The sequence below is a fragment of the Ruegeria sp. AK4 genome (assembly GCF_056541025.1).
The window spans coordinates 73,151-94,265 of the sequence record NZ_JBQFXS010000012.1 but is presented as its reverse complement, the minus strand read 5'-3'; the positions used below and the strand labels follow the sequence as shown (position 1 = coordinate 94,265).

Annotated in this window: 22 protein-coding genes; 8 read left to right on the top strand and 14 right to left on the bottom strand. The window is 61.9% G+C overall.

The window, feature by feature from the left end:
- The first annotated feature begins 30 nt into the window (after window positions 1-30).
- Complete coding sequence (locus ACR0EZ_RS18665; protein WP_480615948.1) at window positions 31-393, top strand: cupin domain-containing protein; 363 nt, start codon at window positions 31-33, stop codon at window positions 391-393.
- 34 nt (window positions 394-427) lie between these two features.
- Window positions 428-1,699 carry an NAD(P)/FAD-dependent oxidoreductase gene (locus ACR0EZ_RS18660; RefSeq protein ID WP_480615946.1) on the top strand — a complete coding sequence of 424 codons (1,272 nt, stop codon included), beginning with the start codon at window positions 428-430 and terminating at the stop codon, window positions 1,697-1,699.
- Here the strand turns inward: ACR0EZ_RS18660 and ACR0EZ_RS18655 are convergent, their stop codons facing one another.
- Genes ACR0EZ_RS18655 through ACR0EZ_RS18640 form a run of 4 tightly spaced genes read right to left on the bottom strand, consistent with a single transcriptional unit; the run spans window position 1,700 to window position 6,962 of the window.
- The gene (locus ACR0EZ_RS18655) at window positions 1,700-2,548 is read right to left on the bottom strand and encodes an ABC transporter six-transmembrane domain-containing protein (RefSeq protein ID WP_480615944.1); all 849 of its coding nucleotides are present in this window, start codon (window positions 2,546-2,548) and stop codon (window positions 1,700-1,702) included.
- A gap of 5 nt (window positions 2,549-2,553) precedes the next feature.
- Window positions 2,554-2,685 (bottom strand): hypothetical protein, encoded by a 132-nt coding sequence (locus ACR0EZ_RS18650; RefSeq protein ID WP_480615942.1) that lies wholly within the window; start codon window positions 2,683-2,685, stop codon window positions 2,554-2,556.
- Window positions 2,682-5,810: an efflux RND transporter permease subunit gene (locus tag ACR0EZ_RS18645; protein WP_480615940.1), complete on the bottom strand. Its 3,129-nt coding sequence runs from the start codon at window positions 5,808-5,810 to the stop codon at window positions 2,682-2,684. The genes ACR0EZ_RS18650 and ACR0EZ_RS18645 overlap by 4 nt, the downstream gene beginning before the upstream one ends.
- Before the next feature lie 3 nt (window positions 5,811-5,813).
- The gene (locus ACR0EZ_RS18640; RefSeq protein ID WP_480615938.1) at window positions 5,814-6,962 is read right to left on the bottom strand and encodes an efflux RND transporter periplasmic adaptor subunit; all 1,149 of its coding nucleotides are present in this window, start codon (window positions 6,960-6,962) and stop codon (window positions 5,814-5,816) included.
- 103 nt (window positions 6,963-7,065) lie between these two features.
- Between ACR0EZ_RS18640 and ACR0EZ_RS18635 the strand changes: the two genes are divergently transcribed.
- Complete coding sequence (locus ACR0EZ_RS18635; RefSeq protein ID WP_480615936.1) at window positions 7,066-7,683, top strand: TetR/AcrR family transcriptional regulator; 618 nt, start codon at window positions 7,066-7,068, stop codon at window positions 7,681-7,683.
- Window positions 7,684-7,756: 73 nt separating this feature from the next.
- Here ACR0EZ_RS18635 and ACR0EZ_RS18630 read toward each other — a convergent pair whose 3' ends face one another.
- Together ACR0EZ_RS18630 and ACR0EZ_RS18625 are read right to left on the bottom strand one after the other, a co-directional pair.
- A complete protein-coding gene (locus ACR0EZ_RS18630; protein WP_480615934.1) occupies window positions 7,757-8,857 on the bottom strand; it encodes a class I SAM-dependent methyltransferase in 1,101 nt (366 codons plus the stop codon).
- A 185-nt stretch (window positions 8,858-9,042) separates the two neighbouring features.
- Window positions 9,043-9,807 (bottom strand): helix-turn-helix domain-containing protein, encoded by a 765-nt coding sequence (locus tag ACR0EZ_RS18625; RefSeq protein WP_480615932.1) that lies wholly within the window; start codon window positions 9,805-9,807, stop codon window positions 9,043-9,045.
- Between the two features lie 104 nt (window positions 9,808-9,911).
- Here ACR0EZ_RS18625 and ACR0EZ_RS18620 point away from each other — a divergent pair, with 104 nt between their 5' ends.
- From ACR0EZ_RS18620 to ACR0EZ_RS18605, 4 genes are all read left to right on the top strand, one after another.
- A complete protein-coding gene (locus ACR0EZ_RS18620; protein WP_480615930.1) occupies window positions 9,912-10,340 on the top strand; it encodes a hypothetical protein in 429 nt (142 codons plus the stop codon).
- Window positions 10,341-10,584: 244 nt separating this feature from the next.
- Entirely contained in the window at window positions 10,585-12,111 is a 1,527-nt protein-coding gene (locus ACR0EZ_RS18615) for an ABC-F family ATP-binding cassette domain-containing protein (protein ID WP_480615928.1), read from the top strand.
- A 157-nt stretch (window positions 12,112-12,268) separates the two neighbouring features.
- Entirely contained in the window at window positions 12,269-13,483 is a 1,215-nt protein-coding gene (locus ACR0EZ_RS18610; protein WP_480615926.1) for a GTP-binding protein, read from the top strand.
- Window positions 13,480-14,115 (top strand): DUF1826 domain-containing protein, encoded by a 636-nt coding sequence (locus tag ACR0EZ_RS18605; RefSeq protein ID WP_480615924.1) that lies wholly within the window; start codon window positions 13,480-13,482, stop codon window positions 14,113-14,115. The genes ACR0EZ_RS18610 and ACR0EZ_RS18605 overlap by 4 nt, the downstream gene beginning before the upstream one ends.
- A gap of 90 nt (window positions 14,116-14,205) precedes the next feature.
- On the opposite strand, the gene ACR0EZ_RS18600 is transcribed toward ACR0EZ_RS18605, so the two are convergent.
- The 6 genes from ACR0EZ_RS18600 to ACR0EZ_RS18575 form a co-directional block, all read right to left on the bottom strand.
- Window positions 14,206-14,604, bottom strand: coding sequence for an MAPEG family protein (locus ACR0EZ_RS18600; protein ID WP_480615922.1), 399 nt, complete (start codon window positions 14,602-14,604; stop codon window positions 14,206-14,208).
- A gap of 24 nt (window positions 14,605-14,628) precedes the next feature.
- Entirely contained in the window at window positions 14,629-15,015 is a 387-nt protein-coding gene (locus tag ACR0EZ_RS18595; RefSeq protein WP_480615921.1) for a VOC family protein, read from the bottom strand.
- Window positions 15,016-15,085: 70 nt separating this feature from the next.
- Window positions 15,086-16,321, bottom strand: coding sequence for an RNA polymerase sigma factor (locus ACR0EZ_RS18590; RefSeq protein ID WP_480615919.1), 1,236 nt, complete (start codon window positions 16,319-16,321; stop codon window positions 15,086-15,088).
- A gap of 3 nt (window positions 16,322-16,324) precedes the next feature.
- Window positions 16,325-16,696, bottom strand: coding sequence for a YciI family protein (locus ACR0EZ_RS18585; protein ID WP_480615917.1), 372 nt, complete (start codon window positions 16,694-16,696; stop codon window positions 16,325-16,327).
- Between the two features lie 139 nt (window positions 16,697-16,835).
- Complete coding sequence (locus tag ACR0EZ_RS18580) at window positions 16,836-17,378, bottom strand: luciferase domain-containing protein (RefSeq protein WP_480615915.1); 543 nt, start codon at window positions 17,376-17,378, stop codon at window positions 16,836-16,838.
- Between the two features lie 75 nt (window positions 17,379-17,453).
- Window positions 17,454-17,924 carry an ester cyclase gene (locus tag ACR0EZ_RS18575; RefSeq protein WP_480615913.1) on the bottom strand — a complete coding sequence of 157 codons (471 nt, stop codon included), beginning with the start codon at window positions 17,922-17,924 and terminating at the stop codon, window positions 17,454-17,456.
- A gap of 115 nt (window positions 17,925-18,039) precedes the next feature.
- Here ACR0EZ_RS18575 and ACR0EZ_RS18570 point away from each other — a divergent pair, with 115 nt between their 5' ends.
- Complete coding sequence (locus ACR0EZ_RS18570; protein ID WP_480615911.1) at window positions 18,040-18,924, top strand: LysR family transcriptional regulator; 885 nt, start codon at window positions 18,040-18,042, stop codon at window positions 18,922-18,924.
- Window positions 18,925-18,990: 66 nt separating this feature from the next.
- On the opposite strand, the gene ACR0EZ_RS18565 is transcribed toward ACR0EZ_RS18570, so the two are convergent.
- Together ACR0EZ_RS18565 and ACR0EZ_RS18560 are read right to left on the bottom strand one after the other, a co-directional pair.
- Window positions 18,991-20,358, bottom strand: coding sequence for a sensor histidine kinase (locus ACR0EZ_RS18565; protein WP_480615909.1), 1,368 nt, complete (start codon window positions 20,356-20,358; stop codon window positions 18,991-18,993).
- The gene (locus ACR0EZ_RS18560; RefSeq protein ID WP_480615993.1) at window positions 20,355-21,023 is read right to left on the bottom strand and encodes a response regulator transcription factor; all 669 of its coding nucleotides are present in this window, start codon (window positions 21,021-21,023) and stop codon (window positions 20,355-20,357) included. The genes ACR0EZ_RS18565 and ACR0EZ_RS18560 overlap by 4 nt, the downstream gene beginning before the upstream one ends.
- Window positions 21,024-21,115 lie beyond the last annotated feature (92 nt).

Sequence of the window (21,115 nt, the reverse complement as noted above, 5' to 3'; positions counted from 1 at the left end):
TTTTGAACCGACAGACATTAGGGCAACAGCATGATCAGCCTTTCCGGCATCAAGGACCTGAGCACCGTTCAGGTCGCCGACTTCGCAGCGAAACCCACAACTTTGACCGACGGCCAGCGCGAAGCCAAAGCGCCGTTGCACAGCTCGCCCACGGGCGGCACGAAAATCGGCATTTGGGAATGCACGCCCGGAGAATTCACCGCAGACCGGGCGGACGTTGCCGAATACTGCCATATCCTTTCGGGCTCGGCGACGGTCACGGATGCGGATGGCGGGCATTCCGTCACGCTGGGCCCGGACGACTTTCTGATCCTGCCGAAAGGGTGGAAAGGCAGCTGGATTGTTCACGAACATGTCCGAAAGCTGTATTTCCTGATCGAAGACAAAAGCTGACCCGCCGCGCCACCCGCCTGAGACCGAACCCGCCATGCACCCTTCCATCTGGTCTGCCACCGCAAACCCGGCGTCACAGTTCCCGGCCCTGAGCGGCGATCACAGAACCGACGTCGCGGTGATCGGCGCGGGGTATACCGGCCTGTCCTGCGCGCTGGCGCTGGCGGAAGCCGGGGCTTCGGTCATCGTGGTCGATGCCGAACAGCCCGGTTTCGGGGCCAGCGGGCGCAACGGCGGTCAGGTCATTCCCGGCCTGAAATACGACCCCGACACGCTGGACCGCCGGTTTGGCGAGGCGACAACCGACTTTGTCGGGAAAGCGGCCGATCATGTCTTTGAGGTGATCGAAAAGCACCGGATCGCCTGTGATCCGCGCCGGAAAGGGTGGATTCAGACCACCGTCAAGACCTCGCATATCGCGACCCTGCAAAGCCGGATGGAACAATGGGTCCGCCGTGGAACCGCCGCTGAATGGCTGGATGCCGAGGCGGTCGCTCGGCAGACCGGCGCAAGCGGATTTGTGTCGGGGTGGAAGGATTTGCGCGCCGGATGCGTCCACCCGCTCAACTACGCGATGGGGCTGGCCGAGGCGGTTTCCAGGGCCGGTGGCCGTGTTCACGGCAACAGCGCCGTCAGCGGCATAAAGCGGGATGGCGGGCGCTGGACCGTATCGGTGGGCGCGCAGGGGCACATCACCTGCGATCAGGTCGTGCTGGCCACCAATGGCTATTCCGGGCACCTGTGGCCCGGGCTGCGGCAAACCATGGTGCCTGCAAACAGTTTTCAGGTCGCCACCACTCCGCTGCCGGATGAGGTCAGCCGGACAATCCTGCCGCAGGGCGCGGTGGTGTCGGACACCCGGCGGCTGGCCAATTACTTCCGCATCGGTCCGGGCAACCGTCTGATGGTGGGGGGCCGGGGCCATTTCGCCGAACCGGGCGGATCTCGAACATCTGTTTCCCATGCTGCGGGATCAGAAACTGGAATTCACCTGGTCCGGCCGCGCCGCGATGACGCTGGATCATCTGCCGCATGTCTACCACCCCCGCGCCCGGCGTCACTGCCGCGCTGGGGTATAACGGTCGCGGCCTTGCCCTTGGCAGCGCATTGGGCGCCGCAATTGGGCGGCATCTGGCGACACCATCCGTTCCCCTGCCGCTGCCGGTGGACCCGATCCAAAAGCTGCCCCTGCACCGGCTGCACCCGATCTACGGAACAGCCGCGATCTGGTACTTCCGCCTGCGCGACGCGCTTGAGCGTTAAATTGCACGCCGTGCCCGCCGCAATGACGGGTGCGGCCTTTTGATCAGCCGCGTTGCAGGCGCGTGGTGATTTCCGACAGGCGCGACCACGATTGCAGCGTGACCGGCAGGGCCAGCGCGGATTCGGCGAACTCCCATGTATAGCTGACAATCGAGAAGATCGCGCCCGGTGTCGCCTCAAGATTTTGCGTTGCAAACCAAAGGTTGAACAGGATCAGGCCGATAAGCAGGATGAAGATCACCCCATACAGGACCGCCTCGGTATCCGAGAGTTTCACTTCGTGTTGGCGCAGCCGTTTGAGGTGAACCAGAATAGGGCGGTCCTTGCGTTGCTCCAAGATGCTGACCTGCTGCTCCATCTGATGATTCAGGGCCCGGTTCCATTCCCAGAACGTCGTGTGAAACAGGGCGTAGACGGTCAGCATGGCAATCAGGGCACCGCAGGCCGACAGGGCCAAGACCGGCGAGAAATAAAACAGCAGGATTGCGGATATGACGAACTGCACGACACCTGCGATTGCCGTGGGCAGGACGTCCTCGAGAAAATCGGCCAGCTCCCGCCCCATTCCGACGCGGGCGTTCAGCGAGGATACGGGCAGGGTCGAAAACCGGGATGCAAGCGCCTTGCCCAATTCAACGCGGATCGTGCCATAGACCCGCGTGTCATAGATCCGGCGGATCACGCCGATTAGGGTCAGAACAGCCATAAGTGCCCCGAGATGGACAAGGGGTATGACATTCCCGTCGAGCAGCCCATCGATGGCAAAACCCATATAAAGCGGGATCATGACGGTCAGCCCGGTCTCGGACAGGATCAGGCCCCACGTCACACCGACGCGCCGGCGAAACACGCTGAGCAGCGTACCAATCGTCAGTTTTTGATCTTTCAGCATCTGGGTTACTGGCCGTTGCGATTGCGAAGGTTGTCGGGATGCGGGGCACTGGTCGGGCCGAGGCCGTGCGGACGGGGCGTTTCGGTCATGCTCAGACCTGCTGCCGCAGGAGGGGTTTGACGCGAGGTTCGGATCATGCGTTTGTCCTTTTCGGTTCTGTATCTGTGGGGAGGGATCTGAAAACGGCGATCACATCCTCGGTGATCGCGACCAGCACCGGCACCAGCAGCAGCATCAGGGCGGTGCCGAAGAGCTCGCCAAAGGCCAGAGAGATCGCCGCCGGGATCAGATATTGCGCCTGTTCCGAGGTTTCGGTGAGCAGCGGCAGCAGGCCGATCACGGTCGTCGCCGTCGTCAGAAAGATGGCCTTGAACCGTCCGATGCCCGCACCGTGCAAGGCCAGATCCACGGGCTGGCCTTCCTCCCGGTTCTGGTTGTAGCGGGTGATCATCACCAGGCTGTCATTCACGATCACACCGGTCAGCGCCAGCATTCCGAAGAAGGAAAACAGCGACAGCGAAACCCCCATGATCAGGTGGCCGACCGCAGCAGCGATAAATCCGAACGGAACGATGGCCAGAATGACGAAGGGCTGCCAGTAGCTTTTGAGCGGCACCGCCATCAGCACATAGATCAGCACCGCCGCCAGCAGCAGCGCGCGTTTCAGCCCGTCGCTGATATCTGCCATCTCCTCCAGCTCTCCGGCGGGCAGGACGGTGACGCTGGGATATTTCGCGCGCAGTTCGGGGACCAGTTGTTCGAAAACGGCCTGACCGACCTCTTCCGGGGCGACGCGGTCGCGGTCGATGGAAGCCGCGACGATATTCATCCGCTTGCCATCGCGGCGATTGACGATGCCCGAGGCGTAGGCCCCTTCGATTTCGGCGACCGTCTCGAGCGGCACCCAGGAGCCAGATGCGCTGCGCAAGCGGGTTTGCATCAGATCGGACACCGCATCGCGGTTTTCACGCGCGTTCCGCACGACCACCCGTATTTCAGACCCGTCCCGCCTGACCTTGGTCACCTCGGCACCGCCGAACCCATAGCCGATCTGACGGGCCAGGCTGTCGGCGTTGAACCCCAAATGGCGCGCGTCCGGGCGCAGGCGCAATCGCAGCTCGGGCTGCCCCCCGACCAGCCCGTCGCGGATATTTGCAACGCCCTCGATTTCAGACAGAAAGGCTTTTATCTCGGCGCTGGCATCCTGCAACAGGTCTTCGTCTTTCGAGGCCAGCCGGATGCGGAACCCACCGGCCAGCGATTCCGATCCGGTGAATTCCAGCTCGGTCGCGCCTTCGACCTCGCCCACCCGGTCGCGCCATGCGCGCACCACGTTCAGGATGGGCACATCCGGGCGCTCGGCAACCGGGATCATCTCGGCATAGATCTGCGCGCTGCCGGCGCTGTTGATGATGGTAAAAACCGTCTGGACGGGCGGCGTGGTCATGCCCGCGTCCCGGGCCAGTTCGGCGTTCAGATCGTTCAGATTGCGTTCAATTCGATCCACGTTGGCGCGGGTCAGGCTGAACGGCGCGCGGGCGTCCATTTCCAGATTGACGGTGATGATCTGCCCCGGCACTTCGGGGAAAAACACCGTCCGGACCTTGCCCTTGTACATCAAGCCAAGCCCCAGCGTCGCGGCGGCAACAAACAGGATCAGCACCGCATAGCGGTGGCGCAAGGCGGCCACCAGAACGGGCTGATAAAGCCGGTCCCGGACCCAGTTCAAACCGCCCTGCGCCCCGTCCTGCACGCGACCCCACAGACGGGTGATCAGATATCGCCGCTGCTGCCGCATCGGGGTATGCGCCAGATGGGCGGGCAGGATGAATTTGCTTTCGATCAGCGAGAAGATCAGCGCCAGAATCACGATACCCGAAAACCCGGCCAGCACCTTGCCCAGCGGGTTGTCGATCAGCAGCATCGGGAAGAAGGCAGCGATGGTGGTCAATACGCCAAACACCGTGGCGATGGCCACGCGGTTGACGCCGCGCTCGGTGTCCTTGATCGGGTCGTGGCCCTTCCGGCGTTCTTCGAAAACGCTTTCGCCAACAACGACGGCGTCATCGACAAGGATGCCCAGGGCGACGATCAGGCCGAATGTGGTGACATCGTTCAGCGAATAATCCACCCATTTCGACCCCGCGACGGCAATCGCCCCCATGACCGAGATCGGGATGCCCATTGCCACCCAGAAGGCCAGCCGCACGTTCAAGAACACCGACAGCATCAGCGTGACAAGGATCAGCCCCTGCACGCCGTTTGACCGCAGCAGCGCCAGCCGGTCCGAGATATAGCCGGCGCTGTCCCCCCAGACATCGATGTGAACCTGCGACGGCAACTGGCGGCTGAACCCATCCACCGTGCCGCGCACCACGTCGCTGATCTGCAGCAGGTTTTCCTTCTGCCCGACCAGAACCTCCATCCCTACGGTTGGTTTGCCATTCAGCCGAAACAGGTACTCGCCATCTTCAAACCCATCCTCGATCCGGGCGATATCGCCCAATGGCACAACAGAGCCGTCGGCGCGCTGGATGACGGGCAGGTCCGCATATTCCGGCGCGTATCTCGCCCGGTCATCGGCCCGCAGAAAGATGGTGCCGCCATCGGTGCGCAGACGCCCGGCCTGAAAGGTCAGCGAGTTTTCCTCGATGGCGCGGGTCACGTCTGCCACGGTCAGGCCATAGTGGCGCAGCACCGCCGGGTCGATTTCGATGCGCAGCTCTCGTGGAATCAGGCCCCAGATTTGCAGGCGGGACAGGTCCGGCTGTGCCAGCAGCTCTTCTTTCAAGCGCTGCGCCAGGTTTTGCAATGTGGCCGGGTCGGTTTCGCCATAGAGGTTCAGATAGAGCGCCGGGAAATCAAACCCCGAAGCCTCGATCACCGGGCGGCGGGCGCTGTCGGGCAGGTCGGTCAGCCCATCGATCCGAATGCGCACCCGGTCCAGAACGGCCTGCAGATCCTCGCCCCCGGCCCGGCGGACCGTGACAAGGCTGAGGTCGTTCTGGGATTGCGAGGTGACATTGCGCACGCCTTCCAGCCCTTCAAGAGCCTGCTCGACCTTTTGCGTGATCAACTCGTCCACCTGTTCAGCCGTCGCGTCCGGAAACTCGATCGCGATTGTCACGCTTTCGGGCGGGATGCGCGGAAAGCCCTCGATCCGAATGGTCAACAGCGTCTGAACGCCCAGGAACAGGATCAGCGCCATCATCAGATTTGCGGCGACGGGGTTGCGGATGAACCAAGAGGTCAGGACATGCATGGCTCAGCCCTCAACCGCTTGCGGCGTGACCTGCTGGCCGGGCAGAAAAGAGGCCAAAGGCGTTCTGGCAACGCGCCATGGCCCGGGCCCTTCGGGGGCAGAGATCGTGATGGTGCCTTCGTTGCGGAAAAGAATGGTCGGGGTGATCCTTTGCAGATGTCCGTCGTCATTCACCAGCCAAACGGTCCCGGCGCGGGTCAGGGTGCTTTCAGGCAGGGTCAGCGCATTCCCAATGGCTCTCCCCGGCAGACGAACCCTCAGAAAATCTCCGGCCAGTATCCGGTCATCGGGAGTTGTCACATCCAGAAACACACGCACCTGTCGCGTGTCCTGATCCAAGAACCCGCCGCCGCGACGTACCTGCGCCTGACCCAGAATGGCACCGGCGCGATCAAGCAGCTCTGCCGTTTTGCCCGAGATCGGGTGATCCAGCAGCGCCCAATCCGCCTGACTGAACCCGGCCACCAATTCGAAATGCCGGTTATCCGAAAGATGTATAAGCGCTTCACCCGGAGCGACCGTCTGGCCAAGGCTGGCAAAGCGGCGGGTGACAAAACCCGAAAACGGCGCGGTGACATCCGCATCGGCCAATTCATTGCGCGCCGCATTCAGACGCGCTTTGGCCGTCGCAACGGATTTTTCCGCAATGCGCAGCTGCGGCAGGTTCAGCGCCAGATCGTTGGGGGGCTCCACACCGTCCCGTTTGAATTGCCGCCGTGCAACCGTAACATTGTTCTGCGCCCGCAACAGCGCCAGTTCCGCCTCTTCCAATTCCATTTCCGCTGCGGCCACGGCGCTTTGATAGGGGGCGTTTTCGATTGAAAACAAAAGCGCGCCGCGCGTCACCTTGGACCCGGCCAGCGCGGCTTCGTGCACTTTGACAATGCGCCCGGACACGGCTGCGCGCAGCTCGGCATCCCATCGCGGCCGAACCGCAGCAAAGGCCGAGACCTGCGCCTGCACCGTTTCCGGCGCAACCGTGACGACCGAGACCACCGGCGGCGGCGCAGGGCCCCGGGACGCGTTCACATCGATGGTATCTTCGGTGTCGAACAACACGACGACAACCGCGATCAGCAGTGCCAGTGACACTGCGATCCAAAGCCATCGGCGGGTTGGGTTTTGCGGGTTTTCAGGCGCGTTGTCCGTCATGGTTCCTAGATTTCCTGCACAATCGAATCCGCATCGGCTTGCGGGGGGTGATGAGACGTCATATACTATGAACGATCGTTCGTTCAATATTGAAAAGCAAAAAATGTCAAAATCCGAAAACACTCAGGGCTCCTCACGGCAGAGGGCGACGGCCAAGCGGCGCAATCAGATATTGGAAGCCGCCGTCATTTGCTTTCTGGAAAAGGGCTATCATCAGACCGGCGTGCGGGACATTGCGGCCAAAGCGGGGGTCAGCCTTGGAAATCTCTACAACCACTTTCGCGGAAAACACGATGTGCTGGTGGAAATCGCAATGCTGGAACGGCGTGATCTGGAACAGTTCCTTGGCATTCTGACCTCGGGCGCATCGGCACCCGAGGTCTTGAAGACATTCATCAACGCGTATGCCAACTACCTGGCTGCACCGGAAAACGTCATCCTGACACTGGAAATTTCCAGCGAAGCCATTCGTCAGCCCGATATTGCCCAACTGTTTGTGGAAAACCAGGCGCTGCTGACCGATGCGCTGGAAGCCGTCATAAAGCGCGGGATCACAGACGGAGACCTGCGCGCTGTTCCGGATTCCCTGCATGCTGCGCAAATGATGATCGAGGTGCTTGAGGGCAGCGCCTATCGCAGCGTTCTGTCAGAAGTACCGATGACCGGGATCATCGGCTGCGTGGAGGATTTCATTTTGCATTCCCTGTTGGCGCGCCGATGACCGGATCGATGTGACCGATCCCGGTTGATCACTGGCGCTCGATCAGCCGGTTCCTGCAGCGTTGCGAGCCGCGTTATTTTCTGCGCAGAACGACGATAAGGTGCCAGACTTCACAGGCGTATCTGTTCGTTTCCTGCTCATAGAGTTGCGCAAGGCGAGCGTAGAATTCTGTCATGAGCTGATCGAGCTGTTCTGAACCTTCACAATTGTGGCCGAACAGATGCGTTCTTAACGTGGAATCGCCAAAGGCCCGGATATACCCGACATATTTTTGGGCATAGGTGCGGGGGTCGCCGATATAGTCTTCGAAGATGTCACCGGCTTTGATCGGGGCGGGTTCGACGCTGATGCGGCAGATGTCGAACTCGGTCCTCAGCTCGGTGTTGTCTTCCAGAGCCTGGCGCGCCTCGGCTTCGGTCATGAACCAGAGCGAAAACAGAAACGACCCCAGGCTTTCGGGGCTGATCAGGCCATCCTCGGCCATCGTTTGTGCAACAACCTGAATCGCGCGGTATATGCCGCGCCCGGACGCGGCGTTCTCGTTCTTCTCGGACGGGTCGGGGACCGAGCCGAGCGTTCCGACAACAAGATATCCCCCGCCGCGCAGTTCCCGGGCGCGATGCAGCAGGAACCGTGTCCAGTCCCTATGCGCGATCCGGTCGACAACATCCCGCGCATCCCCTTGCAGATCGGCAAACCAGACGGTTCCGGCCGAATCCAGTTGAATACCCCGGCTCAGCCAATGGCTTGCGAAAACGCATGTCCCAAGGGAAACCGATGCGGGGGATGTGACCTGATCGTAAAAGGATCCGATGGCGGCTTCGGTGCGGATATCTTTGGCGATGTGTTGGTAACCATCAGGGCCCGAAACCAGTTTGAACAGGGTGTTCCAGTCGTTGCCAACCTGATCGGAATGGCACACGACAATCGGAGTCTCGTTAAATGTCTCCTGACAGGCCGCGATCACCGGTTTGACCATCTCGATGGAGTTGACACCCGGCCCGCACCCGTAATCCACGATCCTGAACTCGGCACCGGGCGGGTCCATCGAAGCCACCAGTTCCCGAACAAGCGGCGACAACAGACGCACCAGCTGCAGCTGCGCCGAGGAGTTTTCGTTGTAATCCAGCATGCCTTCGGTCGATTTTCCCGATTGCTGTTCCGTGTTGGTCATTGTTCTGGTCCTCACGTCGAACCGGGCCATCAAATGTCAGAACAATACGGGTCCGGCAACGACTTGTCAGGTGAATCCGCGGGCGAGGTTCACGGAAGCAGGGTAGGGGTCGTTTGAGTACGAGAATTCAGCCATTCATGGTTGGCAAATCTGCGACGCCCTTTCCTGACCCTGTTCCGCCGTCGTCAATCCTGCCCCGGACCGGAAATCGACCTGAGAAAAGCAGCACTTGTTTCATCGGACGGAAAGAACAGTTCGATCTTCAGATCGTCCAGCGTCACATCCGTGACGGTGCTGAATTGCGCGACGGTGCCGAACATTGAAATCCGCTGGTCTCCAAAACGATAGATCGCCGGGACGGTGGGCCCAAAGGCCCTGTCACTATGGGCTTTCGCCCAGGTCGCAAGCGCCTGTGCTGCCGCGTCCAGTTCGGGCAGCCCTCCGGCATTGGCGCTTTCCGAACGCAGCCTGAGCATCATGTGATGCGCAACCTCGGGCCAGTTTTCGACAAGTTCCGCCATGACCGGGCTGGTCAGAAGCGACAGCAGGCTTTGCCCGGTTTCGACCCCCAGCGGCGCAAAAAGCAGTTCGGCGGGCCGGTTGAGCCGGACGATCCTCCAGACCCGGTCCAGCACCATCCCCGGAAAGGGGTCATGCCGTTTCAGCGTCCATTCGACGGCGTCGCGGATCGGTGCCATGGCGGCATCATCAAGGGGCGTCGCGGCAAAGCGGGCCGCGAAGCCTTCGGCGCGCATCATCTGGTTTCTGGCCTCGACCGGGATGTCCATGACGCCGGACAAGTGAAGGATCATGTCCGGGCTGGGCCGGGACCGGCCGGTTTCGAGAAACGAGATGTGGCGCGCGCTGACATCCGCCTCGGTCGCCAGATCAAGCTGGCTCATCCTGCGACGTTTTCGCCATTCCTTCAACAAACTGGGATAGGGGCTCATGGCGCGAGTTTAGCAATCGCCTGAACGGAAATCACTTACCTCTGACGTAATTGATCTGCATACGCCCCGGGTAGCATGAAGGGCGGGCTTCAAAGGAGGACATCATGACCCAACAACAATCCGCCATGCGTCTGTCCGGCATAGTTCTGGTCTTCATCGGGGTACTGTTGGTACTCACCGCATTGCCCGCTTTGCACGGTCCCGCGCATGTCTTGCTGACAGTGGCCTACTGGCCGTTCCATACCATTCCGTCAGGCCTGCCGATCCCGTCGCCCTTGCTGCTGGCGATTGTCGGCGGCCTGACCGCCGGGTTGGGCGCGATGCAGTGGGCATTGGGAACTTACGTCGCACCCGTTTCCCCCTCGGCGGCGGCCAAAGTTGCGAAGATGGCGGCGTGGGTCTGGTTTTGCACGGACAGCGCCGGATCCGTTCTTGCCGGCGCACCGACCAATGTTGCCTTGAACCTTTCCTTCCTGCTGCTGATCCTGCTGTCCAGCCGGTTGCAGCCGGAAAGCGATCTGGACAAGACCTGACGTTGCCGGTCGGGGCTGGACCGGGTCGCCGGCTTGCCAAATAGCCGGTTCGTCCCTATCGTCGACCGCACGGTCACATTCAACAACGGGAGGGCACGAGCTGAACATGCGTATCATCCGCCGACTTCAGCATGGCCCGCGTTTTGCCCTGCAGATCCGTTTGCAGGGCTGACCCGAGACAAACCTTATCGACGGTCTGCCCATAGCCGCGCTGCGGCCTTACCTTTGTGACCCGAGATAACCTATGACCCTTCTCAACATCTCTGCTTTGGGCGTGACCCTTGGCGAACCGCTTTTTTCTGGCCTCAACCTGACAATAGCAAAATCCGACCGGATCGGGTTGGTTGCCGCAAACGGACGCGGCAAATCCACCTTGCTGGCCTGTCTGGCGGGCGAGCATGACCCGACCAGCGGCGACATCACCCGCGCCCGTGGCCTGCGGGTCGGATATGTGAAACAATATGTCCCGCGGCAGGAGCACGCGCTGACGCTGTATGACTACGTGCGGGCGGCGCTTCCGGGGGATCAGGCGGACTACGAAAGCTGGCGCGTCGATGTGGTGCTGGATGACCTCGGCGTGCCCCATGAGCTGCAGCACAGGCCCCTGTCCGACTTGAGCGGGGGCTGGCAGCGCACGGCGATGCTGGCGGCGGTTTGGATCAATGAACCGGACATGTTGCTGCTGGATGAGCCGACCAACCATCTGGATCTGAACCGCATTGCCCTGCTGGAACGCTGGCTGGCGGCGCTGCCACGGGAAACGCCTGCGCTGATCACCTCGCATGACCGGGCGTTTCTGGATGCCACGACCAACCGCACGCTGTTCCTGCGTCCGGAAAATTCGCGTTCGTTTCCGCTGCCCTATTCCGCCGCCCGGGCCGCGCTTGACGCGGCAGATGCGGCGGATGAAAGGCGGCTGGCCAATGATATGAACAAGGCCCGGCAGCTGCGCCGACAGGCGGCGGCGCTGAAAAATGTCGGGATCAACTCGGGGTCGGATCTGTTGCTGACCAAGACCAAACAGCTAACCGACCGCGCCAACCGGCTGGAGGCCGCGGCCAGACCGGTCCACCGCGAACGCTCGGCGGGCGATATCCGGCTGGGCAACAGCGGCACCCATGCCAAGGCGCTGATCACGCTGGATGATCTGGCGGTCGAGACACCGGATGGGCGGCTGCTTTACCGGACGGGCCATAAGTGGATTGCCCGGGGCGACCGCATCGTTCTGTTGGGCAGGAACGGGGCAGGGAAAACCCGGCTGGTCCGGATGATCCAGCAGGCCCTGACCAGTGCGGATGACAGGGTCAAATGCGCGCCCTCGGTTGTTCCGGCGATCTCCGATCAGCATCTGAGCCAGCTGGACAAGGGCGAAACGCCGCTAGGTCTGGTGACCGCCGGATTCGACATCGGCGATCAACGCGCGCGGGCGGTTCTGGCCGGGGCGGGCATCAATTTTCAGATGCAGAGCACTAAGATAGCCGCGCTGTCGGGCGGACAGAAGGCCCGGCTGGCGATGCTGATGCTGCGGCTTGAAAACCCCAATTTCTACCTGCTGGACGAGCCGACAAACCATCTGGATATCGACGGGCAGGAGGCGCTGGAGGCCGAGCTGATCGCCCACGGCGCGTCCTGTTTGCTGGTCAGCCACGACCGCAGTTTCCTGCGCAACGTAGGCAACCGCTATTGGTGGATCAACGGGCGGAAGCTGGAGGAAGTCGACAGCCCTGAGGCGTTTCTGACCGCTGCGGCCAGTGAAGGGCAGGGGGGTTGAACGAACGTATTGGTTGGTGACGGCATGGCCCCGCGACGGGACGCCACGGTTTGAGGGGGCCATGTGCGGGGGGATCCCTTGTGCTTGCTGTATATGTTATGATATTACGTTGCAAATTGATCACCCAACCGCCAAAAAAGCGAGATATCCCCCAGCCATGACCGATACCCGTCTTCCCGTCACCGTCCTGTCCGGCTTTCTCGGCGCTGGCAAAACCACCCTTCTGAACCGCGTCCTGAACAACCGCGAAGGCCGGCGCGTCGCCGTCATCGTCAATGACATGTCCGAGGTGAATATCGACGCCGACCTCGTGCGGGCGGAAACCGAACTCAGCCGCACCGACGAGACATTGGTTGAGATGTCCAACGGCTGCATCTGCTGCACTCTGCGCGATGATCTGCTGGCCGAGGTGCGGCGGCTGGCGGCGGAAGGCCGGTTCGATTACCTGCTGATCGAATCCACGGGGATCTCGGAACCTCTGCCCGTCGCGGCGACCTTTGATTTTCGCGACGAAGATGGTGACAGCCTGTCGGATGTCGCCCGTCTCGATACGATGGTGACCGTCGTGGATGCGGTGAACCTGCTCAGGGACTTCTCGAGCCACGATTTCCTGCATGACCGGGGCGAGACGCTGGGTGAAGAAGACGAGCGGACACTGGTGCACCTTCTGACGGATCAGATCGAATTTGCCGATGTGGTCGTGCTCAACAAGGTCAGTGATGCCGGGCCCGAGCGGACCGATGCCGCCCGCAAGATCATTCGCAGCCTGAATGCGGATGCGAAGATAATCGAAACCAACCACTCCGACGTGGCCAGCGACGCCATTCTGGACACCGGGCTGTTCGATTTCGAAGCGGCCCATCAGCATCCGATGTGGGCAAAAGAGCTTTACGGCTTTGCGGATCATGTTCCGGAAACCGAAGAATACGGTGTTTCCTCATTCGTCTATCGCGCCCGCCAACCCTTCAAGCCCGAGAAAATTCTGGCTTTGCTGAACGGCGACCTGCCGGGCGTGATCCGGGCCAAGGGGCATTTCTGGATCGCGACACGGCCTCAATGGGTTGCGGAATTCTCGCTCGCGGGCGCGCTGTCGAGCGTTCAGCCAATCGGCACCTGGTGGGCCTCGGTTCCGGAAAGCCGGTGGCCGGAACACTCGTCTGTCCTCAGCTATATCAAACAGCATTGGTCGGACCCCTGGGGTGATCGCAGGCAAGAGCTGGTCTTTATCGGCGCGGGCATCGACTGGCCGCTGCTGAAATCGCGGCTTGATGCCTGTTTGCTGCCCGAAACCGTCGCTTCGGGCCCAGACTCGCTGCCGACTGATTTGCCGGACCCGTTCCCGCTCTGGCGTCGGGTGGAGGATGCCGCATGACCTTCGTGAGCGCCAACATCGAACAATCAGCCGCTAGCGTCGGCATTGCCGACACGGCTGAGGGTCTGGCCCGGATCGGAACGCCCGGATGCGCGGCGGCGATCTGGCGACGCCAGCTCAGCCCCGCGTTTCAGACATGGATCAATGCGCTCGACCCGTCACATCTGCCCAGAGGGCGCCTGATCCTGCGCCCCGCCGCCATTCCCGGGGCGGTACGGCACCTGTGCGATATCGCAGCTATGTACACCACGCCCGAACGCGGCTGGCTGGAAAACGATATCGCCGATCTGGCCACACGCTTTGCCGGGATCATGCGCGCGCCGTATCTGCGGCTTCGTCTGGATGCGATCAGCACAAATGCCTGCCGCAAGTTCCATATCGACGCGATCTCGGCGCGCCTGATCTGCACCTACCGGGGCACGGGCACGCAATACGGGATTTCGCGCGATGGCCAGGACCCGAAGCGGATCTTCACCGTCGCGACCGGAGCCCCGATGGTCATGCGCGGCACGCTGTGGCCGGTGAACCCGCCATCGGGTCTGTTGCACCGGTCTCCGCCAATCGCGGGCTCGGGTGAAACCCGTCTGGTTCTTGTGCTCGATCCCGTTCACGATCCGGAAGACGCCGATTGATGCGGTGAAACCCGGTCAGGCAAAGCGGCGCTGCCCTACCCGATGCCCGTATGCGCGGCCAGAGCGTCGCGCATACGGGCGTTGAGCGCTTTATCCACCGGTCCCGAGTTGCCACAGGATCGCTAGCGCCAGCACCGTCATGGTCAGGGTCGTGAGCGCCGCGCCAATCGCGCGCCCTTTGCCCTCGGCCGAGGCGCGCAGGCTGAAATAGTGGATCAGGCGGGCCAGCAGCAGCACGCCGCCGCACAGGGCCACAAGCCAGGGCTCGGTTCCCGTAACCTCGGCCCCGGCAAGGGCCAGCAGGGCCAGCGGGACATATTCGATGAAGTTGCCATGCGCCCGCATCAGGCGCAGCAGCCCTTCATCCTCGCCATGCAGCAAGGGAATGCCGGTTCTGGCGCGCCTTACCCCGACGGCCATCGCCATCGGAATGCTCATCAGGACAAACACCGCCGTCACGGCCAGCGCGATAGAGGGGAGTTGTTGCATCTGATTGTTCCTTCCAGACTGCGCTCAGGACGCCATGCTTTCATAGGTGATCAGCGCGAACCGCGCCCCCTGCGGGTCGGTCAGCGTGGCCATGCGCCCGACGCCGGGCATGTCCATCGCCGGTTGGACAACGGCGGCCCCCTGCGCCTCGGCTTTGGCGACGCTGGCATCCACGTCGGCCACGGTGAAGAAGATCGTCCAGCTTCCACTGTCCTCGGGCATCGGGGAAAAGCCGCCAATGGCGGTTTCGCCCACCACTGCCGCCGAATAGCTTGACCCGTCCTGCATCGGCATGTCGTTGATCGCCCAGCCCAGCACCGCCTGGTAGAAAGCTTTGGCCTTGCCCTGATCCGGTCCAGAATGTCCGATCCAGCCGGAATTGCCGACAGTGGTCATCTCAAGAATACTCATGGGTATCTCCCTTGGTTGCGCCCCGCCCCGTGCGGGTCTGATCCAAGGACGCGCGAGGGGGGCGGTATCCCTACACGCCGCCCAGTTCTTTTTTGCTGATCCCGATTTTATCCATGATCGCAACGCGTTCAGGGTCCGTGGGGGCGAGGGTCAGCGCGGTTTCAAAGGCTGCAATCGCGGGTCTGTGGTCACCTGCTTGCTGCAACAGCCCGCCGCGCATGGTGTGAAACCAACGATAAGCGGATAGATCCGCTTCCAGAGCCTCCATCGCTTTCAACGCATGGCGCGGACCCCGCAGCTTGGCCTGCGCCGCGATCTGGTTGAGCCGGATCACAGGGGTTGGCTGCAGCGCGTATAGGGCGGCATAGTGGGCTTCGATCACGGCCCAGTCCGTGTCGTCGGCCGAGGCAGCATGGGCATGGGCCGCAGCCACCGCGGCCTGAATGATATAGACGCCGCGATGGCCGATCCGCTGGGCCTTTTGCAACAGGGTCGTAGCCTCGGCAATGTTTGTGCGGTCCCAGAGGTTCCGGTCCTGATCGTCGAGCGCGACAAGCTTGCCGCCCGCGTCAATCCGTGCAGCCCGCCGCGCGTGCTGGAACAACAGAAGCGCCAGCAGGGCGGCCTGCTCGCCCATCGCCGGGAACAACGCCACAAGCAGGCGGGCGAGGCGGATCGCCTCTTCACATAATGTAACCTTCATTTGCCCGGGGCCGGCCGAGGTTGACCACCCTTCGCTGAACATCAGGTAAATCATCAGCGACACTTTACCCAGCCGCGCGCCACGCTCAGCCGGGCTGGGGGTTTCGAAAGCGACCGGGCTGGCTGCAATCTTCTTTTTGGCGCGCGTGATCCGCTGTTCCATGGTCTTGGGCCGGATCAGAAATCCGCTGGCGATTTCATCGACGCTCAGGCCCAGAACCACGCGCAGCGCTATGGCGATTTGGTCGCGTCGATCCAGTTCCGGATGGCAGCAGATGAAAAGCAGCCGCAGAACATCGTCGCGCATCTCGTCCGGGTCAGGCGTTTCGGCGGGCATCGGCTGAAACTCTGCCGTATGGCGCGACAGGATGGCGGCCCGGCGTTGCGACTTGCGCAGATGGTCGAGCGCCGAGTTGCGCGCCGTCGTCAGAAGCCACGCCAGCGGATCGCGGGGCGCGCCGTCCCGCGGCCAAACCGTCAGCGCCTTCAGGCAGGCGTCGGCAAAGGCCTCTTCCGCCGTGTCGATATCCCGAAACACCCGCGTCAGCGCTGCGATGGCCCGTGGGCGTTGTTGCGAAAATGTGGCCTCGAGCCAGTCCGACATGGGCTATTCCGATGAAAGGACACCCCCGGCCCAGGCGACGGGCCGCACTTCCAGCCGTGCAACGGGCGACGAGATCATCTTGGCATATTCCAAAGCCTCATCAAGGTCTTTGAATTCGGCGGCGTAGAACCCGAGGAAATTCTCTTTTGTTTCGGAAAACGGCCCGTCAGTGATCAGCGGCGCCGCGCCCTCGGCGGTGGCGGGTTCGACCATCACGGCCGAGGTGGGCGGCATCAGCTTCATCGTCACAAACTCACCCCGGTCCTGTAAAGCCGATTGCAGTGCCCCGTGGCCCGACATCACCTCGTCCTGGCGATCTTCGGGCAGCGCTTCAAACACACCGGCTTCGCCATAAATCGTGATAGCGTAGATCATCTTTCCCTCCGTGCATGGATCGCATGGTGCAAGGACGCACGAAGACATGCAAATCCGACAAAGGGGGTGTTGCCGCGGACCGTCGTAAAGTCGCGCGGCTGGGTTCTTCGGTTCAGTAGGATGAAATTGCGGGGGCAATTCAGTTTGAGGATGAACCCAACCCGGTAACAAACTGGTAAGATGCCTCGACCAGATCGAATACGACCTCCAGTTCCTCGGGGTTTGCCGGGGTGAAGATCATGACAAATCCGCCCCAGCCGGGTCTTTGATCCGCCCATGGATGGCTGACGGCCCAGCCTTTTTCAGCCGCCACTTTCGCGAGCGCCGGTGACAGCGCGGCATGCAGGCTGCCATCGGGGTGGATATGGGCAAACTCGCGACCGCCCACAATGACATCCGGCCGCGCCAGCGCCGTGTCTTCGGTGATCCAGAAGCCCAAAGCGCCGGGCAGCGAGACGACCGTTGGCCTGATCTCGACCCCGGGCAGGTTCGATACCCTGTTCAGAAGCGCCTCGGACAATTCCGGATCCGGCTGGACGCCGATCTGAACATGCGGGACGCCATTAGTCGTGCGCGGAACCGGCGTTTCACGGGCTGGCAGATTGGGAAGGTCGGCCAACCCATGCGATGCCCCGCTTACGCAGGCGATGGTCGCCAGACTGAGAAGGTGGCGCAGTTTCATGGTCGATCTCCCTTCGGGCGGCTTGGGCCATGATAGACCCGATTGCTCGGAACCGGAACGGGCCGGAGTGCCGGATTACCGGCCAGCAAGCTGTTGCAGCGCCCCCGCCCAGTCTTCGACATGGTACGAGCGGATGATCTTGCCGTCGTCCAGTTCGTGGATATCGATCGTCATGATGTCAAAGCTGCGCCCCTGTCCGTCGACACCGAACATCGGTCCGGCGGGCGTGCCGGTGGCGCGGCTGCGGACGGTCACGAAGTCGCCCGCCTGATGCATGGCCTGCACCGACCATTCGAGGTCGGGAATGAGTTTCCCGAACCCGCCGATCTGACCCAGAAAGGCTTCGCTGGATTCGCTGGACCCGGAATAGTCGCCAATGCTTTCCCAATTGTCTGCGACCGAGGCCTGAAAGGCGGCCACGTGGTCTTGTGACGTTGGATGGCTCAGCAAGTCGTAGAAGATTTGGACGGTCGCTGTGTCGTCCGCCAGTGCTCCGCCTGCGATTGACGCGAATGCGGCGCTCAGCGCCAGGGTCTTGAGGGTCATAACATGCTCCGGGCTTCGGGTGAGGGGGGTGATCCCGCTTGCACACAAGGTATTTTCGCTGCACTGTTTTGGGAATTGGCTGAAATCCGAAGATATAGTTCCGCAAAACAGAACAATGATCGATCATCTCAAGCACATGGCCGTCTTTGCCCGCGTGGTCGACGAAGGATCGTTCCGGGCCGCCGCGAAAAGCATCGGCGTGGCGCCGTCGCGGATCAGCGAGACGGTGACGGACCTGGAGAACTTTCTGGGTGTCACCCTGTTGTACCGCACCACGCGGAAGATCGCGCTGACCAATGAAGGGCGCGTGTTCTATACCCGCGTGGTGGACATGATCCGCAGCGCCGAAACCGGAGTGAATGAGTTGAACACCCTGACGCTGGAACCTGCCGGCGCGCTGCGGGTCTCGGTGCCTGCTTTCATGTCATCGTCGCAGCTTTTGACCGCGATGGGCGCGTTTGCGCGGAAACACCCGAATGTGGCGCTGTCCCTGTCCTTTACCGATCATCCTGTCGATCTGTTGGAGGACGGGTTTGATCTGATTATCCGGGTAGGCTGGCTGGATGACAGCGCGATGATGTCCCGGAAACTGGGTGAAATTGACCGGGCTCTGGTTTCGGGCAGCGAATATGCGGCATCCCGGCCAAAGCCTGGGCACCCTGGTGATTTGGACGGTTGGGATTGGATCAGCTATGCGCAGCGGTCTGATATCATTGAGTTTATCGGGAAAAAAGGACAGACCGTGAAAGTGGCGGGCGAGGCGCGGGTTCAGGTCGATAACGTGGATGCCTTGCACCACCTGACGCAGCAGAACCTTGGAATCACAGTGCTGCCCCGGTACCTGGCCGAACGCGGCCTGAGATCGGGAAGTTTCGTGGAACTTCTGCCCGGCTGGAGGCTCCGCCCACTTGGGATCTACGCGGTATGGCCCGACCAGTCGCGGCGCGAGAACCTGACGGTTCATTTCGTGCGGTATCTGGCGGCGGCCTATCCCGGCTGAGCCGGAACAGACCGGTCGTGGCATTTGCAACCACCCCCCTGATGGCAAAAGCTGCCAAAAAGGAACTTACGACACCACCGGAAGCTCAAGCGTAAGGCTCGCCCCCCGCCGGGCACGATTGATTGAGACCTGCCCACCGTGGCGTTGTGCGACCGCAGAGACGATCGACAACCCCAAGCCGCTTCCATCGGACGGCTCCAGTTGAGAAAACCGTCCAAAGGCGGTTTCGCTATGCTCGGGGGACAGGCCCTTGCCATCGTCGGTCACCGTCAAGGATACCGTGTCGGTCTTGCGCAGAACGGTCACCGACACCGCGCTCAGGTCTTTACCCCCATGCTTGAGCGCATTGTCGAGAAGGTTCTTGATGGCCTCGCTCAGGAAAACCCTGTCGCCGGACACCGGAATCGCCATGTCCGGCATGTCGAGTTCAAATTCGATACCTTTGGCAAGAAAATGAACGCCCATATCGGTGCAGACATCTTCGACGATGCCACGAAAATCGAACTCCTCGATCCGGTCCAGATGGGTCGGGTTGCGCAAGCGTTCCAGCGACAGCAATTGCTCTGCCACATTCGCCGACCCCTTTGCCGCGACCACCAGATCCGCGATGCGCCTGTCCCTGTCGGTGTCGGTTTTTGCGTTCCGAAGGGCCTCGGCCATGGACTGTACGGCTGCTGCCGGATTGCGGAGTTGATGGGCGGCTTCGGATATGAACGTCTGGTGCGCGGTGATGTTGCGTTCCACCTGCCCGAACAGCCGGTTCAGGGTCTTGACGATGCCCTGAGCCTCAAGCGGGACCGACCGCCTGATCTCGCTCAGGTCATCGGGGGAGCGCAGTTCGATGGCATGCTGCAAATCCAGCAGGGGCCGCAGACCGCGCGCGACGCCGAACCAGACGACGATGGCAAGTGTCGCCAGCAGGATGCCCATCAGGATCGCCGCGCGGATCGATAGCTGGCTGGCAAACGCATTGCGGTCGGCCATGCGCTGCCAGACGGTGACGGTTGCATCCCCTTCCAGGTTTTCCAGCGTCACCCGTTCCGTCATTCTGAGCACGCGCACCGGCTCGGTCCGATAGACAGCCTGAAAGAAAAATGGCGTATACGGGTCTTGCTGGTCCAGTCCTGCCGAGGTCGGGGGATAGGCATAGCCCGTCACGTAGATACCGCCCGGGCCGGTGACGTGATAGAAAATCTCGCCCCCCGAAGCGTCGCGGATCATGTTGCGGGTCGATGGCAGCAAGGCATCGCCGCCCGAGATGGCGACATCGCGGGAAATCGCCAGACCCGCCGACAGCAGGCTGTCGTCAAAAAGTTCCTGCGCGGTCCGTTGGGCGACCGAGAAGCGCCACAGCCCCAGCAGGATCGCCAGCAAGACCAGCGGCGTCAGGATCAGAACAAACAGCCTGAGCCGGAGCGAGCCGAGATGGATCACTGTTCCACCTCGAGCAGATAGCCAAGGCCGCGGGCGGTCTTGATCCTGATGCCCAGGTCCTGCAGCCGTTTGCGCAACCGCGACACATGCGGTTCCACGGCAGAGGGTTCGACATCCGCGCCAACGCCATAGACATAATCGGTCAGCTGGTTTTTCGGCACGATCCGTCCCCGGCGCTCCAACAGGCATTCAAGCACGGCCATTTCCCGGCGCGGAATATCCAGAACCTCGCCCCGGACACTGACCTGACGGGCGGTGCGGTCGAACTCCAGATCCCCGAGTGTTTCGCGCGCGCCGTAATCCAGCTGTTTGCGGCGCGACAGCGCCCGGATGCGCGCCTCGAGCTCGTCCATTTCGAAGGGTTTGACCAGGTAATCGTCCGCCCCCATGTCCAGCCCGGACACCCGGTCGCTGGTTTCGGTCCGTGCGGTCAGCAGGATCACTGGCGCGCCGTCGCCCCGGTTGCGCAGGGATCGCAGGATCTCAAGCCCGGACCGGCCCGGCAGGTTGATATCCAGCACGATCAGATCCGCGCCTTCCTGCTGCAGATACAGATGCGCCGCGTCGCCATCGGTCAACACGTCGGCGGCATGGCCCCGGTCGCGCAGACGATAGGCGATGGCGTTGGCGAGGGGTTCATTATCCTCGACGATGACGATCCGCATCCGCTCTCCTGCAAGTTTCACGCAAGGTTGGCGTTCCATGATTGCCAGATGGGAGGGGGAATCAACCCCGCAGTTCTATTTGCATCCACAGT